The organism is Vreelandella jeotgali Hwa, from assembly GCF_000334215.1.
GTDB lineage: Bacteria > Pseudomonadota > Gammaproteobacteria > Pseudomonadales > Halomonadaceae > Vreelandella > Vreelandella jeotgali.
The window spans coordinates 39,441-55,742 of record NZ_AMQY01000013.1 but is presented as its reverse complement, the minus strand read 5'-3'; the positions used below and the strand labels follow the sequence as shown (position 1 = coordinate 55,742).

General features: G+C 62.6%; 16 protein-coding genes. 9 read left to right on the top strand and 7 right to left on the bottom strand.

What is annotated here, in order from left to right; genetic code table 11:
• Positions 1 to 3: 3 nt before the first annotated feature.
• Entirely contained in the window at positions 4 to 786 is a 783-nt protein-coding gene (locus C793_RS0105800) for a GntR family transcriptional regulator (RefSeq protein ID WP_083871902.1), read from the bottom strand.
• A gap of 360 nt (positions 787 to 1,146) precedes the next feature.
• On the opposite strand from C793_RS0105800, the gene C793_RS0105795 reads away from it, so the two are divergent.
• Entirely contained in the window at positions 1,147 to 1,770 is a 624-nt protein-coding gene (locus C793_RS0105795; RefSeq protein ID WP_017429998.1) for a phosphoadenosine phosphosulfate reductase domain-containing protein, read from the top strand.
• 36 nt (positions 1,771 to 1,806) lie between these two features.
• Here the strand turns inward: C793_RS0105795 and cysB are convergent, their stop codons facing one another.
• Complete coding sequence (cysB, locus tag C793_RS0105790; protein WP_017429997.1) at positions 1,807 to 2,781, bottom strand: HTH-type transcriptional regulator CysB; 975 nt, start codon at positions 2,779 to 2,781, stop codon at positions 1,807 to 1,809.
• A gap of 305 nt (positions 2,782 to 3,086) precedes the next feature.
• Here cysB and trxA point away from each other — a divergent pair, with 305 nt between their 5' ends.
• Positions 3,087 to 3,407, top strand: a complete 321-nt coding sequence (gene trxA / locus C793_RS0105785) for a thioredoxin (protein ID WP_017429996.1) — start codon at positions 3,087 to 3,089, stop codon at positions 3,405 to 3,407.
• 215 nt (positions 3,408 to 3,622) lie between these two features.
• Here the strand turns inward: trxA and C793_RS0105775 are convergent, their stop codons facing one another.
• Positions 3,623 to 4,735 carry an AI-2E family transporter gene (locus C793_RS0105775; RefSeq protein WP_017429995.1) on the bottom strand — a complete coding sequence of 371 codons (1,113 nt, stop codon included), beginning with the start codon at positions 4,733 to 4,735 and terminating at the stop codon, positions 3,623 to 3,625.
• A gap of 288 nt (positions 4,736 to 5,023) precedes the next feature.
• On the opposite strand from C793_RS0105775, the gene C793_RS0105770 reads away from it, so the two are divergent.
• The gene (locus C793_RS0105770) at positions 5,024 to 5,869 is read left to right on the top strand and encodes an SIMPL domain-containing protein (RefSeq protein WP_017429994.1); all 846 of its coding nucleotides are present in this window, start codon (positions 5,024 to 5,026) and stop codon (positions 5,867 to 5,869) included.
• On the opposite strand, the gene serS is transcribed toward C793_RS0105770, so the two are convergent.
• Positions 5,866 to 7,143, bottom strand: coding sequence for a serine--tRNA ligase (gene serS, locus C793_RS0105765; protein ID WP_017429993.1), 1,278 nt, complete (start codon positions 7,141 to 7,143; stop codon positions 5,866 to 5,868). The genes C793_RS0105770 and serS overlap by 4 nt on opposite strands.
• A 152-nt stretch (positions 7,144 to 7,295) precedes the next feature.
• Between serS and C793_RS0105760 the strand changes: the two genes are divergently transcribed.
• The 4 genes from C793_RS0105760 to C793_RS0105745 all read left to right on the top strand — a co-directional run bounded on the left by C793_RS0105760 (position 7,296) and on the right by C793_RS0105745 (position 11,913).
• Positions 7,296 to 7,904 (top strand): DUF4202 domain-containing protein, encoded by a 609-nt coding sequence (locus C793_RS0105760; RefSeq protein ID WP_017429992.1) that lies wholly within the window; start codon positions 7,296 to 7,298, stop codon positions 7,902 to 7,904.
• 148 nt (positions 7,905 to 8,052) lie between these two features.
• Entirely contained in the window at positions 8,053 to 11,154 is a 3,102-nt protein-coding gene (ydiJ, locus tag C793_RS0105755; protein WP_017429991.1) for a D-2-hydroxyglutarate dehydrogenase YdiJ, read from the top strand.
• 101 nt (positions 11,155 to 11,255) lie between these two features.
• A complete protein-coding gene (locus tag C793_RS0105750) occupies positions 11,256 to 11,600 on the top strand; it encodes a type II toxin-antitoxin system RelE/ParE family toxin (protein WP_017429990.1) in 345 nt (114 codons plus the stop codon).
• Positions 11,601 to 11,610: 10 nt separating this feature from the next.
• On the top strand, positions 11,611 to 11,913 hold the full coding sequence (locus C793_RS0105745; protein ID WP_017429989.1) for a helix-turn-helix domain-containing protein: 303 nt from the start codon (positions 11,611 to 11,613) through the stop codon (positions 11,911 to 11,913).
• An 87-nt stretch (positions 11,914 to 12,000) separates the two neighbouring features.
• Here C793_RS0105745 and trpC read toward each other — a convergent pair whose 3' ends face one another.
• From trpC to C793_RS0105730, 3 genes are read right to left on the bottom strand one after another with little or no spacing between them, the layout of a single operon-like run.
• Complete coding sequence (gene trpC / locus C793_RS0105740; protein WP_017429988.1) at positions 12,001 to 12,807, bottom strand: indole-3-glycerol phosphate synthase TrpC; 807 nt, start codon at positions 12,805 to 12,807, stop codon at positions 12,001 to 12,003.
• 9 nt (positions 12,808 to 12,816) lie between these two features.
• Complete coding sequence (gene trpD, locus C793_RS0105735) at positions 12,817 to 13,848, bottom strand: anthranilate phosphoribosyltransferase (protein WP_017429987.1); 1,032 nt, start codon at positions 13,846 to 13,848, stop codon at positions 12,817 to 12,819.
• Between the two features lie 34 nt (positions 13,849 to 13,882).
• Positions 13,883 to 14,479 (bottom strand): anthranilate synthase component II, encoded by a 597-nt coding sequence (locus C793_RS0105730; RefSeq protein WP_017429986.1) that lies wholly within the window; start codon positions 14,477 to 14,479, stop codon positions 13,883 to 13,885.
• Positions 14,480 to 15,036: 557 nt separating this feature from the next.
• Between C793_RS0105730 and ndhC the strand changes: the two genes are divergently transcribed.
• Positions 15,037 to 15,462, top strand: a complete 426-nt coding sequence (gene ndhC, locus C793_RS0105725) for an NADH-quinone oxidoreductase subunit A (protein WP_017429985.1) — start codon at positions 15,037 to 15,039, stop codon at positions 15,460 to 15,462.
• Positions 15,463 to 15,543: 81 nt separating this feature from the next.
• On the top strand, positions 15,544 to 16,224 hold the full coding sequence (locus C793_RS0105720) for an NADH-quinone oxidoreductase subunit B (RefSeq protein ID WP_017429984.1): 681 nt from the start codon (positions 15,544 to 15,546) through the stop codon (positions 16,222 to 16,224).
• Positions 16,225 to 16,302 lie beyond the last annotated feature (78 nt).

The window sequence follows — 16,302 nt, the reverse complement described above, 5'->3', positions numbered from 1 at the left end:
AGCTTATCCTCGGTTGGTCGACGAAGCATCCTGCAGAGTTGTTGCATAGCGCTCGGCTACGTTGGCCCGGGAAGCGCTGACGTGACGACGCATCAACAGCTCGGCCAGCTCGGCATCGCCGGCTTCGATGGCATCGACAATGCGGTGATGTTCGACAAAGGCTTTTTGCGGGCGCGCGCCGCTGGCGCTGAACTGGGTGCGATATACGCGCACCAGGTAATAAAGGTCGTCGCACAGCAGGTTGACCAGCATCTGATTGTGGCTGCCCTGCACAATGCGGTAGTGAAAATCGAGATCCCCTTCCCGCTGGTAGTATGCCTCGCCGCGCTGCAGATCATCCTGGCTTTCGTGCACGGCCAGTACCTGGCGCAGCCCGGCAATTTCGTCCGCCGTCATGTGCGACGCGGCGAGCCGTGCAGCCATGCTTTCCAGCGCTTCGCGCACGTCGAACAGCTCCAGCAGCTCGGGCATGGAAAGTTTGACCACCCGCGCGCCCACATGGGGCACGCGCCCGATCAGCCGGTGGCCCTCCAGCCGACGCATGGCCTCGCGCAGCGGTCCGCGCGAAATACCGTAGGTCGCCGCGAGCCCGGGCTCGGTAATTCTGCTGCCCGGCTCCAGCTCGCCGCGCACAATGGCGTCCTGCAGCTGATCGAACACGCGCTCGGCAAGCGTGCGTTTTTCCGGCACCGTGCCGGCGTCGGCACCGCCAGGCGAAACGGAGGCCGGTGCGGGCGAGCCGGAGGGCAAGGCGGTGTGCTGGGCGCTGTCTCGGGAAGCTGGCATCGTTATATTGTCAACAATTAGGCAATAAGGGAACTTTAGCGCCCGGCTTTTTGACCGTCAAGCGCGTAAAGCGCGCGCTTCATTCCCCTTTGGTGGCACTCTGCCAACACCAGGGGCCAACATTGTCAACAAATCGCCGGATAAAACAGGCGTCGTATCAACAGAAGCGCAATAACGGGACAGGAGCGAGATGGGAATACGGGAATACAGGGATACGGGGATATGGAAATATGCAGGATCGGGGCGAGAGCCGATCAAGATGGCGAGGGGCGTATAAATGCCAAACAAAACGATATTGGGGCGCCAGGCGCTGTCTTTGCTAGCCTTTGCGGCCTACCCGCCACGGCAAGAGGAATGGACATGGCGCTACCCGACCTGGACAGCATCAACCGCGATCTCGGCCAGCAGCCTCAGGCGCTGGTGGAGTGGGCGCTGAATCAGGGCGACCAGCCCGTTTGCACTACCAACTTCCGCCCCTTTGAGGCGGTCATCCTGCATCTGGTCACCCGGGTCAAACCGGATATCCCCGTGCTGTGGATGGACAGCGGCTACAATACGCCGGCGACCTACCGCTTTGCCGATGAGCTGATTCGGCGGCTCGACCTCAACATCACCGGCTACGTGCCTCGGCGTACCCGGGCGCACCGCGAAGCTCTGGACGGTCAGGCGCCGGGCATTGACGACCCCCACCACGCCGCCTTTACCCGAGAGGTCAAGCTCGAACCGTTCGAGCGCGCGCTGAGCGAAATGCGCCCCGACGTCTGGTTCACCGCCCTGCGCGCCGAGGACACCGCCGAACGTGCGGGCATGCAGCCGGTCACCCCGGGCAATGAAGGCCTGCTGAAGATCGCGCCGCTGCTGCACTGGAGCGCCAGGCAGATGCACGATTACCTGGTCGAACACGACCTGCCCAACAACTTCGACTATTTCGACCCGACCAAGGGAGAGGAAAAGCGCGAGTGCGGCCTTCACCTGGCGCACTGAGTCGCTGAAAGCCCGGCTCGCGCTAAACCGCCGGGGCTAATATTCGGGCAGCCGAATCGAATCGAACAGCGATTTTTCATGGCGCGGCCCGGCCGTCAGCGCCGCGTCGACCAGATCACGGGTCAGATGCGGCGCAAAGCGGGTCAGAAAATCGTACATATAGCCGCGCATGAAGGTGCCGCGACGAATGCCGATCCGGGTGGTCGAGCTGGCAAAAAGGTGGTCGGCCTTGAGAGCCACCAGGTCATCGTCGAGGGTTTCATCCACCGCCATGTCGGCGACGATGCCGACGCCCATGCCCAGCCGAACATAGGTCTTGATCACGTCGGCGTCCGCTGCGGTCAGCACCACATTGGGTACCAGGCCCTGGGCATTGAAGGCATCGTCCAGCTGAGAGCGTCCGGTAAAGCCGAAAACGTAGGTCACCAGGGCGTGTTCGGCGAGCTCCTCCAGCGTCAACGGCGCGTCCCGGTGCGCCAGCGGATGATCCCGGGGTACCAGCACGCAGCGGTTCCAGCGGTAGCAGGGGAGCAACACCAGGTCGGTGAACAGCTCCAGCGACTCGGTGGCAATGGCAAAATCGGCCTGCCCTTCGCTGACCATTTGCGCAATCTGCCGGGGGGTGCCCTGCTGCATGTGCAGCGCTACATCCGGGTACTGGTGGGTAAACTCGGTAATCACCGGCGGCAGCGCATAGCGCGCCTGGGTATGAGTAGTGGCAATGGCCATGCTGCCGCAACGCTCGTCGCTGTGCTCCTGAGCCACGCCCTTGATATTGTCCGTCAGCCGCAACACCTGGCCGGCCAGATCAATAATGGACTCGCCAGCCGGCGTCACACGCGTCAGGTGTTTACCGCTGCGGGCAAAGATCTCGACACCCAGCTCGTCTTCCAACAGGCGTATCTGCTTGGAAATCCCCGGCTGCGAGGTAAAAAGGCTTTGCGCCGTGGCGGATACGTTCAGGTTGTGTCGCTTGACTTCGCGGATATAGCGTAGCTGCTGTAACTTCATGGCCCGGCCTTTTTCCCGGCGGCAGCCCTCTGGCGCGGCTGTCGCCTGATAAAATCTTTAAAGCAGAATAAAAAACATATTTATAATACTTTTAAAGCATATATAATGCCAGCGATTTCGCTTGCCGGCGCAGCCGTCTGACGCTCGATACGCCGGAGCCGACTCGCGCAAATTTGCCAGCCCCGGCCTTGCCCGCTAACATTTGTCGGCTTGGCGCGGTGAAAAAAGCGCTTTCAATACGCCTGGAGCCGTTGCTTCAGACGCGGTAACGACACACCCAAAGCAACGCCAACGGGAGAACCCCCATGTCCAATGTTGATGTCACCAACGCCAATTTCGAACAGGAAGTCCTTAACGCCGAACACCCGGTACTGCTGAAGTTCTGGGCCCCCTGGTGCGGCCCCTGCAAGGTGATGGCACCGGTGGTTGACGAGATCGCCGACGAGCGCGACGACAGCATCAAGGTCGTTAGCGTCAACGTGGACGACGCGCCGGAAATCGCCGCCGAGCAGGGCGTGCGCGGCGTGCCCACGGTCATGCTGTTCAAGTCCGGCACCAAGGTGGCCTCGCTGGTCGGCGCCCAGTCCAAGTCGCAGCTCGGCCAGTTCCTCGACCAGAACGCCTGATCGCCCAACGATCGGCAACGGGTCCGACGCATGGCCGCGCCAGCGGCCATGCGTCAGCGGTAGGCGTCAAGCCGGTCTTCGCTGATCTGCTGCCATCGCCCCTACCGACATCCCCTCTAACTCCATTCCCCCTGGCGCCATCACCCCTGGCTCCATGACCCCTATCGTCATCTGCTGCCTGCAGCCGTTTCCGTCAATGACGCCATCCATGCCATTCAAGGCTGGCGTTTCGACGGCGGTTGCCTCGCCTGACGCAGGCGCCGACTCTTTTCTTCCCCTTGAATATGCGCCCCCGGCCCCAGCAGGTGCGCCATCCAGCGGGTTTGCGGATGGCTGTCCAGGGCGATTTTCAGCGTCATGGTCAGCAGAACCGACAGCAGCATGCCGACGACGCCGAAAATCCAGCCCCATACCACCAGCGATAAAAACGCCACCAGCGTGGACAGCCCCAGCGCCCGCCCCATCAGCCGCGGCTCCAGGAGGTTGCCAAGCACGAAATTGACCCCCAGATAGACCAGCGAGAGCAGAAACGCTTCCCACAGCCCGCCGTCCTGGCTCACCAGCAACAGCAGCACCGGCGGCACCGCCGCAATCGCCGAGCCGATATTGGGAATAAAATTCAGTGCAAACGCCAGCACCGCCCACAGCAGGGCAAACTTGACGCCCACCAGCAGGCAGGCCAGCCAGATAAGGATGCCGGTCATCAGGCTGATGATCGTCTTGACCGCCAGATAGCGCTTGAGCGTAACGCTGAACTCGGCAAAACGCTGGAGGCTCGGCGCCGGATTGGCCAACGCCAGCGACACCTTGTTACGAAAATTCAGCGTCTCGAACATCATGAAGACCACCAGCAGCGATACCACCATGCTCTGCATGAAGAAGTTGCCCACTTCGCCCAGCAGGCTGGACACCCAGGACGTATCGCCCGCCCCGCCGAACAGCGCCTTGATTTCTTCGGGATCAATAGCGAGTCCCAGAGACGACAGCCGGTTCAGAATCTGCCAGTAGGCCTGACGCAGCCGGGTTTCGATATCCGGCAGCGCCTCGACAAAGGTGCTGAAGCTGTTGGCGACCAGAAAGCCCAGCAGCGTCACCAGCCCCATGAGCACCAACAGCGTGAGCAGTACGGCCAGGCGCATGGGCAGCCCTCGGCTGTGCAACCAGTTGATCGGCTCGGTACACACCACGGCGATGAAAAACGCCAGCAGCAGCGGAACCAGCAGGCCGGCGCCCAGTTTCATGCCGCCGATAATCACCACCAGCGCGGCAAGCGCCAGGGTGGCATTCAGCGGTATACTGCGGTAGCTCTGATCGGATTCGTTGAGCATATCGGGCGTCTCTGATGATTGGCATGCGCATGATCGCGTGATTTGGGGCGCCGTACAAACTCATGCCGCGCTACGCTTGCATGTCGCAGACTCGGGCCGCGACACACCCGCGCCCCGCCGCCGGCATGCCGAAACCTATGGGGCAAAACCCGCAATGATTGTGCAAGTCGAACTTTACGCGGCTTCCGGGTGCCTCAGACGTTACTGCTTGCCTGAAAACCGACGCAAACAACGAGTCCGAGCAACCGCCGCTTTACGGCATGCTCAACCACCCGGGAGGATTCATTTATGAATAACCTGGCAGTCACACCACGCCGCCGGCATCGCCCGCTGATTCAACGGGCCCTGCCGCCTACGCTGATGTGCGCCACGCTGGCGCTGACCACGCTTGCCGTCGCCTCGCCGGCCAGCGCCGATCCGGATGCCGGTCTTCAGGTGCAGGCGCAGTCCAGCATACAGGTCGCACCCGACCAGGCCACCATCCGCGCCCGTCTGTGGGAAGAAACGCCCGCCTTCGATCCGACCGCAAAGCCGCAGCGCCAGCAACAGCAGGAAGCCCGCCAGCAAGCGCGCAATACCCTGGAACAGCGCGCGGCAGAACTGCTTGACACCCTGGGAGACGACCTCCCGGACGAAGCGGTTAACGCCGGCTCGCTGCGTGTCTTTCCCCGGCGCGAACAGGAGGTCTCGACTCGTGACAATAGCGAGGAAAGCCACAAAACCCTGACGCGCACGCGAGTAGAGCGCCCGGTTACCGTGGAACTGAACGACCTTGATCGGCTGGAAAAGGTGCTCGACGCGCTGATGGCGGCCAACGTCAACCGTCTTGACGGCGTCAGCCTGGACCTCAAGGACCGCCAGGCGGCAACCGATGACGCCCTCGCCCAGGCACTGGAAAAAGCCCGCCACAAGGCCGGCCTGATGGCGGAAACGCTGGATGTGAAGCTGGGCCGCGTACAGCGCATCGAGGAAACCCGCTCGCCCGGCTTTACGCCGCGCATGATGAGCGTGAGGGCCGATGCGCAACGCCAGTCGACCTCGTCGACTCGGGAGGCGGACTATCGCCCCGGCACTATCGACATCAATGCCGGGGTCAACGTCGAGTGGAGGTTAAAAGCTGCGCCCGACGATTAAAGCGCGATCGACGCCGCGCCGCCCATGTAGCCACGCAGCGGCTCGGGAATGGTCACCGAGCCGTCGGCCTGCTGGTGGTTTTCCAGCACCGCCAGCAGGCAGCGCCCGACCGCCAGGCCGGAGCCGTTGAGCGTATGCACCAGCTGCGGCTTTTTTGCCTCCGGCTTGCGGTAGCGGGCCTGCATCCGCCGCGCCTGAAAATCCTCGCAGTTGGACACCGAGGAAATCTCGCGGTAGGTCTCCTGGCTGGGCAGCCAGACTTCCAGATCATAGGTCTTCGCCGCGCTGGCGCCCATATCACCGGTGCATAGCGTGACCACGCGATACGGCAGATCCAGCGCCTGAAGCAGCGCCTCGGCATGGCCGCGCATGTCTTCCAGAGCCGCGTAGCTGTGCTCCGGCTCGACAATCTGCACCATTTCCACCTTGTCGAACTGGTGCTGACGGATCATGCCCCGGGTATCCTTGCCGTGAGAGCCCGCCTCGCTGCGGAAGCACGGCGTGTGCGCGGTGAGTTTCATGGGCAGCGCATCGGCCTCGACGATTTCGTCGCGGACGAAGTTGGTCAGCGGCACTTCACCGGTGGGAATCAGGTGAAACTCGCGCTCGTCGTCCAGGCGGAACAGGTCCTCGCCGAACTTGGGCAGCTGGCCGGTGCCCCTCAACGAGTCACGGTTGACGATGTAGGGCACGTAGCATTCTTCGTAGCCGTGCGCGAGCGTCTGGGTATCCAGCATGAACTGCGCCAGCGCCCGGTGCAGCCGTGCTACCGGGCCGCGCATAACGGCAAAGCGCGCGCCGGTAAGCTTGACCGCCAGGTCAAAATCGAGATAGCCCGACTTCCGGCCCAGATCGACGTGATCCAGAACGTCAAAATCAAAGTCGCGGGGCGTGCCGACGCGATGTAGCTCGACGTTGTCGTCTTCGCTCTCCCCCTCGGGGACGCTGTCGTGGGGCAGGTTGGGAATCCCGCTGACCGCATCGTCCCACTCGGCCTGCGCATCCATCAGCGCCTGCTTGGCCGCATCCAGCCGGTCGCCCAGATCGCTCACCTCGTCCAGCAGCGGCTGAATGTCCTCGCCGTTGGCCTTGGCCTTGCCGATCGCCTTTGAGCGGGTATTGCGCTCGCCCTGCAACTCCTCGGTGCGGGTTTGCAGCTCGCGGCGGCGGGACTCCAACGCAGTAAGTCCGTCAACGTCCAGACTGAAGCCACGGCGGGCCAGCTGTTGTGCCACCGCTTCCAGATCACCGCGCAGCAGTTTCGGGTCGAGCATGTAATATCCTCCGGGCTGAGAGTAAAGACACGCGACGCAGCACGCCCGTGACAAAGGCCATTATTGTAGGCAAAAGCCCGCCGTGGAGCTATGGTTGGTCATCGATACCCGTCACTGATATCCATCGATTCAAGCCATCACAGCGAGCCGCCATGACCCGCACTTCGTCTTCCACGCCTTTCATCCGCGTGTTCAACGCGCTGGACGACCTACACCGCGACGATCCCAAAACCGTCGAGATCCACGACACAACCGAACCCGCCGAGCTGGTCTACGCCCGGCGCATGACCGCCTGGCTTGCCCAGCTGGAAAGCGCGCCGTCCGAACCGTTGCGCCTGGCCGTGCGCGCCCAGCATCTGGAGCGCTGGCAGGTGCCCCGGGCCGACTACCCCGACGGCCGCACGGGCTATTTGACCTGGCGCCGCGACCAGGGCAAACGCGCCGGCGAGACCGCCGCCCGGCTCATGGTTGAGGCCGGCTACAGCGAAGACGACGCCGAGCGCACCGCCAGCATCATCAACAAAAAGGGGCTCAAGCGCGACGCCGAGGTACAGACGCTGGAAGACTGCGCCTGCCTGGCGTTTCTGGAAAACTACTTCGCCGACTTTTCCCGCACCATCGAGCGCGAGCGCATGATCCGCATCGTGCAGAAAACCTGGCGCAAGATGTCGCCCCGGGCGCACGAACTGGCGCTCGAACTGCCCATGTCGGAAGCGTCGAGCGCCATCGTCAGCGAAGCACTGGACGATACGGCGGATTGAGCGCCGGCTCCGGGCGCGTGTGCAGCGCCCTGGCGGCTGCGTTAAACTCTGTGTCTGTCACCCTCGTCCACCTTTTTTGTCCATCTTACTCATCTTCGTCCACTTTTCAGCGGCCCGGTCCGGCGGGCGATAACGGCGTACTCTCAACATGATTGCATCCCTGACTCGGCATACGGTTCCCCTTGAGCACGTCAGCGCCGACTACGTGCGCTTTCTGGAGGCGCTCAAGGCCAGCGGTTTCGACGGCGATATCGCCCCCGACTACGCCAACCGCACCGTGCTCGCCACGGACAACTCCATCTATCAGCGCCTGCCCCAGGCAGTGCTTTACCCTCGCCACGCCGAGGACCTTGACCGCATCGCCAAGCTCGCCGGTGAAATGCCCCACCGCAACATTGCGCTGGCGCCGCGAGGCGGGGGCACCGGCACCAACGGCCAGTCGTTGACCGACGGGCTGGTGGTGGATGTCTCCCGGCACATGAACGACATCCTCGAGATCGACGCGGAAAACCGCCAGGTACGGGTTCAGGCCGGCGTGGTCAAGGACCAACTCAACGCCGCGCTCAAGCCCTACGGGCTGTTTTTTGCCCCGGACCTGTCCACCTCCAACCGCGCTACCGTCGGCGGGATGATTTCCACCGACGCCAGCGGCCAGGGCAGCTGCGAATATGGCAAGACCCGGGATCACGTGCTCGAGCTCGACACCGTACTGCTGGGCGGCAAGCGTCTGACCAGCCGCGCCCTTGAGCCGGATGCAGAACGCGAACAAAGCGCCCGGGATGGCAGGATCGGCGATATTCACCGCACCGCCGCCGACATCATCGACCGCAAGGGCGAACTGATCGCCGAGAAGTTCCCGCCGCTCAACCGCTGCCTGACCGGCTACGACCTGGCCCACCTGCGCGATGCGGAACAGCGCCTGGATATCAACAGCCTGCTGTGCGGCTCGGAAGGCTCGCTGGGGCTGCTGAACGAGGCGGTGCTCAACGTCCTGCCCATTCCCGGGCATTCAACGCTGGTCAACGTGCGCTACGCCGGCTTCATGGAGGCGCTCGGGGATGCCACGGCGCTGATGGCAAGCGATGCCGCGCCCACTTCGATTGAAACCATCGACGACAGCGTGCTGCTGCTGGCCATGCAGGATGTCGTCTGGAACGGCGCGGCCGAGTTCTTCCCCGACGGCGACACGCCCATTCGCGGCATCAACCTGGTGGAGTTCAACGATGACGATCCGGACAGACTCGCCGAGCGCGTGGCGGCCTTTACCCGCCACCTGGCCGACGATGCCAGCGTCTCGCGGCTAGGCTACACCCTGGCCCAGGGCCGCAACGCGATTCAGCGGGTCTACGCCATGCGCAAGCGCGCGGTGGGCCTGCTGGGCAACGCCGGGGGCGAAAAGCGCCCGATTCCGTTTGTTGAAGATACCGCCGTGCCGCCGGAACACCTGGCCGACTACATCGCCGACTTTCGCGCCGTGCTCGACCGTCACGCGCTTGAATACGGCATGTTCGGCCACGTCGACGCCGGTGTGCTTCACGTACGCCCGGCCATCGACATGAAAGATCCCGACCAGGCGCGGCTGATCCGTGAGATTTCCGACGAAGTCGCCGAACTGACCCACCGCTACCACGGCCTGCTGTGGGGCGAACACGGCAAGGGCATCCGCTCGGAGTACACGCCCAAATTCTTCGGTGAGCTGTACCCCAGCCTGCAGCGGGTCAAGGCCGCCTTCGACCCGCACAACCAGCTCAACCCGGGCAAGATCGCCTCGCCGCGTCACGAAGGCGGGCTCATCGCCCGGGAAAGCGACCCGGCGCTGCTGGCCATCGACGGCGTGACTACCCGCGGCGAGCTCGACCGCACCATTGACGAGCGCGCCTGGCAGTCCTATAACGCGGCGGTGTACTGCAACGGCAACGGTGCCTGCTACAACCACGACGTCGACGACCCCATGTGCCCGTCCTGGAAGGCGACCCGCCAGCGCATCCACTCGCCCAAGGGCCGCGCCAGCCTGATACGCGAATGGCTACGGTTGCAAAACGCCGCCGGCGTCGACGTGGTGGAAGAATCGCGCAGGAAAAAAACCGAGGGCGTTTGGGGCTTTATCGCCCACCTGCCGCTGCGCGCCTACAACACCCTGAGCCGCCGCGGCCGCGACGACTATTCCCACCAGGTCTACGAGGCCATGGCCGGCTGCCTGGCGTGCAAGTCCTGCGCCAGCCAGTGCCCGGTGAAGGTCAACGTGCCGCAGTTTCGCTCGCAGTTTCTCGAGGTCTACCACGGCCGCTACCTGCGCCCGCCGCGTGACTATCTGATCGGCACCACCGAATTCATGCTGCCGACGCTTGCCAACGTCGCGCCGCTGTACAACGGCCTGATCACCAGCCGCCTGGTGGACGCCCTGATGCGCCGCGGGGTGGGCATGAGCGATTCGCCGACGATTTCCCGCGCCAGCCTGAAAAAACAGCTCAAGGCCTGGGGCGTCAGCCCCGCCACCCCCACCGCGCTTGGCCTGCTTACCGAACAGCAGCGCGCGAAAAGCGTCATTATCGTCCAGGACGCCTTCACCACCCACTTTGAAGCGCAAATGGTCATGGACGTCATCGAGCTCTTGTCCCGGCTTGATATGCGTGTATTCGTCATGCCCTACGCCGCCAACGGCAAATCGCTCAACGTCCAGGGCTTTTTGGGCGCGTTCAACCGCACGGCGGAAAAACAGGCGCGGCGCCTGCGCACCCTGGCGGGCTTCGGCGTGCCGCTGGTGGGCATCGACCCGGCGATGACGCTGTGCTATCGGCAGGAATACGTTAAAGCGCTGGGGGACGACGCCGTGCCGCCGGTGCAACTGCTGCAGGAATGGCTTGTCGAGCGGCTGCACACCCTGCCGGCCGCGCCGCTTAACGGCGTTGCCGGCGGCTACCGCCTGCTTTCCCACTGCACCGAAAAGACCAGCGAGCCCCGAGCGCCCGAAGCCTGGCAGCAGGTGTTCGCCGCCTTCGGCCTGGAGCTTGAAACGCTCGCCAGCGGCTGCTGCGGCATGTCGGGCACCTACGGGCACGAAACCCGCAACGTCGAAACGTCGAAAACCGTCTACGCCCAATCCTGGCAGCCCATGGTCGAAGCCGAAGAAAGCCCCGGCCGCCTTCTGGCCACCGGCTACTCCTGCCGCAGTCAGGCCAGCCGCTTCTCAAACGCCACCCTGCCCCATCCGCTACAGGCCCTGCTTACAGCAATGAAGCGCAGCGGTTGAGCAGCACAGAGATACCTTTCAGCCACAACAACCAACCCAGAGGAAAGCTTTACAATAGGATAAAAGCTATATAGATTTAAACCTATAGCAAGGAGGCTATAATGTGGTTGATACAGCAGACGGAGAGATTCGAAAACTGGTATCACGCGCTGAAAGCGGCTGACCGCGAGAATGTTCTGACCGCTATTTTCCTGCTGCATGAACTGGGACCCATGCTCACACGGCCATACGCGGATACGCTCAATGGCTCACGGCATCGCAATATGAAAGAGTTACGCATTCAAAGCCAGGGCCGTCCGATCAGGGCTTTCTATGCATTTGACCCCCATCGTAACGGCATTTTGCTTTGTGCAGGCGATAAAGGGGGTAATGACAAACATTTCTACGACGTGATGATCCCTATTGCGGATCAGGAATATGCAGCCCACCTGAAAAACCTGATATGAGGTAAGCATCATGGCACGCAATCTGGACGACTTGTTGGCGAGTGAACAGCCGGAAGTCATCGCTGCGGCACGAGAAAAAGCTGACGAAGTACTGCTGGATCTACGCCTTGCCGAACTGCGCCAGCTGGTTGATATGACGCAGGCACAAATGGCTGATGCCATGGGTGTCAGGCAACCAACCGTAGCGGGACTGGAAAAAAACGGTCAGAACCTGCGCCTAAGCTCACTTAAACGCTATGTTGAAACCATTGGCGGACGTATACGACTGGATATCGAAATGCCGGATGGCAGCCACCACGGCTTCCCGGTATAAAAGCGCACGCCAATATATCTCTGACGAGCGTCTGCTGTCTTTATGGCATGCACCTATTATTATCAATCAGCACTGCCATAAAAAACATTAGCGGAAAAACATTCCTTCCAGCGCCTTGCCGGGGTCTTCCTCGCGCATAAAAGCCTCACCCACCAGAAAGCCGTTAACGCGATGGTCGCGCATTTTGGCGACGTCTTCCGGCGTATGGATGCCGGATTCGGTGATTACCGTGACGCCTTCGGGCACTTTTTCGAGCAGTGCCAGCGTGGTGTCGAGCGTGGTCTCGAAGGTATGCAGGTTGCGGTTGTTGATGCCGACAAGCTCAAGATCGAGTTCAAGGGCACGCTCCAGCTCCTCGGCGTCGTGGACTTCCACCAGCACGTCCATGCCCAGCGCGTGCGCCCGGCGGTTGAGGTCAGCCAGTTGCTCATCGCTCAGCGCGGCGACGATAAGCAGGATGCAGTCGGCGCCGATGGCCCGGGATTCGGTGACCTGATAGCCGTGGGTGATGAAGTCCTTGCGGATCACCGGCAGCGCGCAGGCGTCCCGAGCGGCGATCAGGTAGTCCTCGTGGCCCTGGAAGAAATCCGCATCGGTGAGTACTGACAGGCAGGCTGCGCCGCCTTCCGCGTAGCTTTTGGCAATCCCGGCCGGGGCAAAATCCTCGCGGATCACCCCTTTCGACGGCGAGGCCTTCTTGATCTCGGCGATCACCGCCGCGTCTCCCGCCGCCATGCGGGCGTTCAGCGCCCTGATAAAGCCGCGCGGCGCGGGCTGCTGTTCCGCCAGCGCCACAAGGTCGGCCTCCGGAACGGCCTGACGGCGCTCGCTGACTTCTCTGTCCTTGCACGCCAGAATGCGGGGTAACACGGTGGGTGTGGCCTGGTCGCTCATGGTCTCATCTCACTGGGATTGGGGTTTGAACTGAGTCGTAAAGCGCGACAGCTCGTGCATTTTTTCCAGCGGTAGTCTGTCGAGCTGGGCATTGCGCGCCAGACGTACGCCTTCCTTCAGGGAGTCCGCCACGCCGGCGCAGTAAAGCGCGGCACCGGCGTTGAGCGAGACGATATCCGCCGGCGCGCCTTCGCCGCTCAGGGCCATTTTGACCAGCCGTAGACTATCTTCCACGCCGTCGGCCTGAAGCGCTTCAAGGCTTTGGCGTTCAATGCCCAGCTCTTCCGGGGTAATGCGATACCGGGTAATCTCGCCGTCTTTCAGCTCGGCCACCAGGGTGGGAGCGGCGAGAGAGATTTCATCCAGCCCGTCGTCGGAGTGCACCACCATCACATGATGGCTGCCGAGCTTTTGCAACACCTCGGCCAGCAGCGGCACGAGTTCAGGGTCGTAGACGCCCAGCAACTGATTGGGCGCGCCGGCGGGGTTGGTCAGCGGGCCGAGGATATTGAACAGCGTGCGCACGCCCATTTCCCGGCGCGGGCCTACCGCGTGGCGCATGGCCGGGTGGTGATTGGGGGCAAACATGAACCCCACGTTCACATGCTCGATACAGCGCGCGACCTGGCCGGCGTCGAGATTGAGAAAAATCCCCGCCACGTCGAACAGGTCCGCACTGCCCGACGACGACGACACGCTGCGCCCGCCGTGCTTGGCCACGCGCGCCCCGGCGGCGGCGGCCACAAAGCTGGAAGCGGTGGAGACGTTGAACAGGTTGGCACCGTCGCCGCCGGTACCCACGATATCCACCACGCTCTTGTCGATATCCGGCGTGACGCGATTCATCAAATCGCGCATTACCTGCGCCGCGGCACTTATCTCGGTAGCGGATTCGCCTTTCATGGCCAATCCCATGAGCAGCGCGCCGACCTGGGCATCGCCGGCATCGCCGACCATGATGCCGCGCATCAGCTCGTGCATCTGATCGTATGACAGATCTTCGTGGCGCATCAGCGCATTAATCGCGTCTCGCATCTGCATGAAAACGTGGGCCTCGTGCTCGTGATGCGCCGGTTCAAGCGCGTTGCAAAAAATTGGCCAGCAGCTCGTGTCCCTGGCAGGTCAGAATCGATTCGGGATGAAACTGCACCCCTTCAACGTCCAGCTCGCGGTGGCGAAATCCCATGACCACGCCGGGAGTCACGTCGTCCTCCGGCGTGCGCGCGGTGACTTCCAGACAGTCGGGCAGGCTGTCGCGGTCAACCACCAGCGAATGATAGCGGCTGACGGCCAGCGGGTTGTCCAGCCCGGCAAACACGCCGCGCCCCGAATGCCTGATGGACGAGGTCTTGCCGTGCATGACCTCGGGAGCGCGCACCACGCGGCCACCATACGCCTGGCCGATGGCCTGATGTCCCAGACACACGCCGAGAATCGGCAGCTTGCCGGCAAAATGACGGATCGCCTCCAGCGAGATGCCCGCTTCGTCGGGCGTGCAGGGCCCGGGAGAAATCACCAGATGGGTCGGTGACAGCGCCTCGATACCGGCAAAATCAATGGCGTCATTGCGCCGGGTCAGCACCTCGGCACCCAGCTCGCCCAGGTACTGGACGATGTTATAGGTAAAGCTGTCGTAGTTATCGATCATGACAACCGTCGGCGCGTCAGCCATCAAAAACCTGCCTTGTGTGGGCTTTGTAGGGACCTTTTGTGAGCAGTAGCGGGCATGCATCACTCACTGTCAGGGCTTTGCCAACGAGTGTAACGCAACCCGCCTGCAAGGTGTACGTGCCAGCGTTTACCCACATATCATCCGGATTGGGTCGACCTGCCCCCCGTCTTCCCCGAACATGGCCAACGACTATAGCCCCGGCCAGCCGCCTGGTTGCCCTTGAATCATGGACCCGATCAATGCTTGAGTAGGGGCACAAACGATAAACGGGTAACGAAATGGCAGGGTCGCGTCGGCAGCCGTCAACTATCGGCAACGGCAGCGTATCGGCAACGACGCTCACCGCCATACACCGGATACTCTCGGCCACAACGGCCGTATGCACCGCCGCCAACGCCGACCGGCCCAACGGCCTCGGTTGACCGCTGGCGACCTCTTTTCTTCAAGTCCAGGGTTCCCTTATTTTTGGGCCAACGCCTGTCGAGCATGGCACCTGAACCCGGCCTTGAAGCGCTGCCTTTTAAAAATTCGTCCTTTAACCATGACGGGGATTTCTTATGCCACTTGACGGTGCCAATGAGCTGATCGCCGAACACTGGGCCACCGGGCTTTTTATACTGGCCGTTATCCTGCTTTGCGGGTTCATGCTCGGCGCTTCTGCCCTGCTGGGCGGGCGTAGCCAGGGACGCAGCAAACCGATTCCGTTTGAAAGCGGCATCGTCGGCGCGGGCAGCGCCCGCCAGCGCTTTTCCATCCAGTTTTATCTGGTCGCGATGCTGTTCGTGATCTTTGATATTGAAGCCGTTTTCCTCTTTGCCTGGGCCATTTCGGTGCGTGACGCCGGCTGGGCCGGTTTTTGGGGAGCGGCCACTTTCATCTTCATTCTGCTGGCCGGGCTGGTTTACGACTATCGTTCGGGCGCCCTCGACTGGGCTCCCGGCGGCAGCGAGCGAATGCACCGGGGCAGCGCCCGGCGCGGCTGAACGGCGGCCGACTCGCGCCTACAGCACAACGCCAGCGTTCCAATCCGCTAGCACCCTGAGATTTCAGGCGGGAGGCATGACATGGCATACACCCTGACCCGGGCCGACGATGCAGCGGCGCAGCAGAGCGATCGCTACCCGCTGGGCGAGCGTCAGCGCGTCGACGACCCGATGAAGCAGCAGGTACACCGCAGCGTGTTCACCGGCAAGCTCGAAGAGGTGCTGAACTCGGCGGTGAACTGGGGGCGCAAGAACTCGCTGTGGCCGTATAACTTCGGACTTTCCTGCTGTTACGTGGAAATGACCACGGCGTTTACCGCGCCCCACGACATTTCCCGCTTCGGCGCCGAGGTTATCCGTGCCTCTCCGCGCCAGGCCGATTTCATGGTCGTCGCCGGCACCTGCTTCGTGAAGATGGCGCCGGTGATTCAACAGCTTTACGACCAGATGCTCGAGCCAAAATGGGTGATTTCCATGGGCTCCTGCGCCAACTCCGGCGGGATGTACGATATTTACTCGGTGGTTCAGGGCGTGGATAAATTCCTGCCCGTGGACGTTTACGTGCCCGGCTGCCCGCCCCGCCCGGAAGCCTTTTTACAGGGGCTGCAGCTGCTTCAGGATTCCATCCAGGAAGAGCGCCGGCCGCTTTCCTGGGTTGTCGGCGACCAGGGCGTCTACCGCGCTGAAATGCCCTCGCAGCGGGAAAAACACCGCGATCAGCGGATTCAGGCCACCGAGCTGCGCACCCCGGACAGCGTTTAGCGCCCGACTCCGAGCGGCGCCGCCTCTTACCAGGGCACCGTCTTTCACCAGGGGAGACCCAGCATGACCGTGAGCACA

Coding starts and splice junctions, on each gene's coding strand:
- C793_RS0105720 (WP_017429984.1), top strand. CDS start 15,544: ATGGCATACACCCTGACCCGGGCCGACGATGCAGCGGCGCAGCAGAGC.
- C793_RS0105775 (WP_017429995.1), bottom strand. CDS start 4,735: ATGCTCAACGAATCCGATCAGAGCTACCGCAGTATACCGCTGAATGCC.
- trxA (WP_017429996.1), top strand. CDS start 3,087: ATGTCCAATGTTGATGTCACCAACGCCAATTTCGAACAGGAAGTCCTT.
- ydiJ (WP_017429991.1), top strand. CDS start 8,053: ATGATTGCATCCCTGACTCGGCATACGGTTCCCCTTGAGCACGTCAGC.
- C793_RS0105760 (WP_017429992.1), top strand. CDS start 7,296: ATGACCCGCACTTCGTCTTCCACGCCTTTCATCCGCGTGTTCAACGCG.
- trpD (WP_017429987.1), bottom strand. CDS start 13,848: ATGCAGATGCGAGACGCGATTAATGCGCTGATGCGCCACGAAGATCTG.
- C793_RS0105795 (WP_017429998.1), top strand. CDS start 1,147: ATGGCGCTACCCGACCTGGACAGCATCAACCGCGATCTCGGCCAGCAG.
- C793_RS0105800 (WP_083871902.1), bottom strand. CDS start 786: ATGCCAGCTTCCCGAGACAGCGCCCAGCACACCGCCTTGCCCTCCGGC.
- C793_RS0105745 (WP_017429989.1), top strand. CDS start 11,611: ATGGCACGCAATCTGGACGACTTGTTGGCGAGTGAACAGCCGGAAGTC.
- serS (WP_017429993.1), bottom strand. CDS start 7,143: ATGCTCGACCCGAAACTGCTGCGCGGTGATCTGGAAGCGGTGGCACAA.
- C793_RS0105770 (WP_017429994.1), top strand. CDS start 5,024: ATGAATAACCTGGCAGTCACACCACGCCGCCGGCATCGCCCGCTGATT.
- C793_RS0105730 (WP_017429986.1), bottom strand. CDS start 14,479: ATGGCTGACGCGCCGACGGTTGTCATGATCGATAACTACGACAGCTTT.
- trpC (WP_017429988.1), bottom strand. CDS start 12,807: ATGAGCGACCAGGCCACACCCACCGTGTTACCCCGCATTCTGGCGTGC.
- ndhC (WP_017429985.1), top strand. CDS start 15,037: ATGCCACTTGACGGTGCCAATGAGCTGATCGCCGAACACTGGGCCACC.
- cysB (WP_017429997.1), bottom strand. CDS start 2,781: ATGAAGTTACAGCAGCTACGCTATATCCGCGAAGTCAAGCGACACAAC.
- C793_RS0105750 (WP_017429990.1), top strand. CDS start 11,256: ATGTGGTTGATACAGCAGACGGAGAGATTCGAAAACTGGTATCACGCG.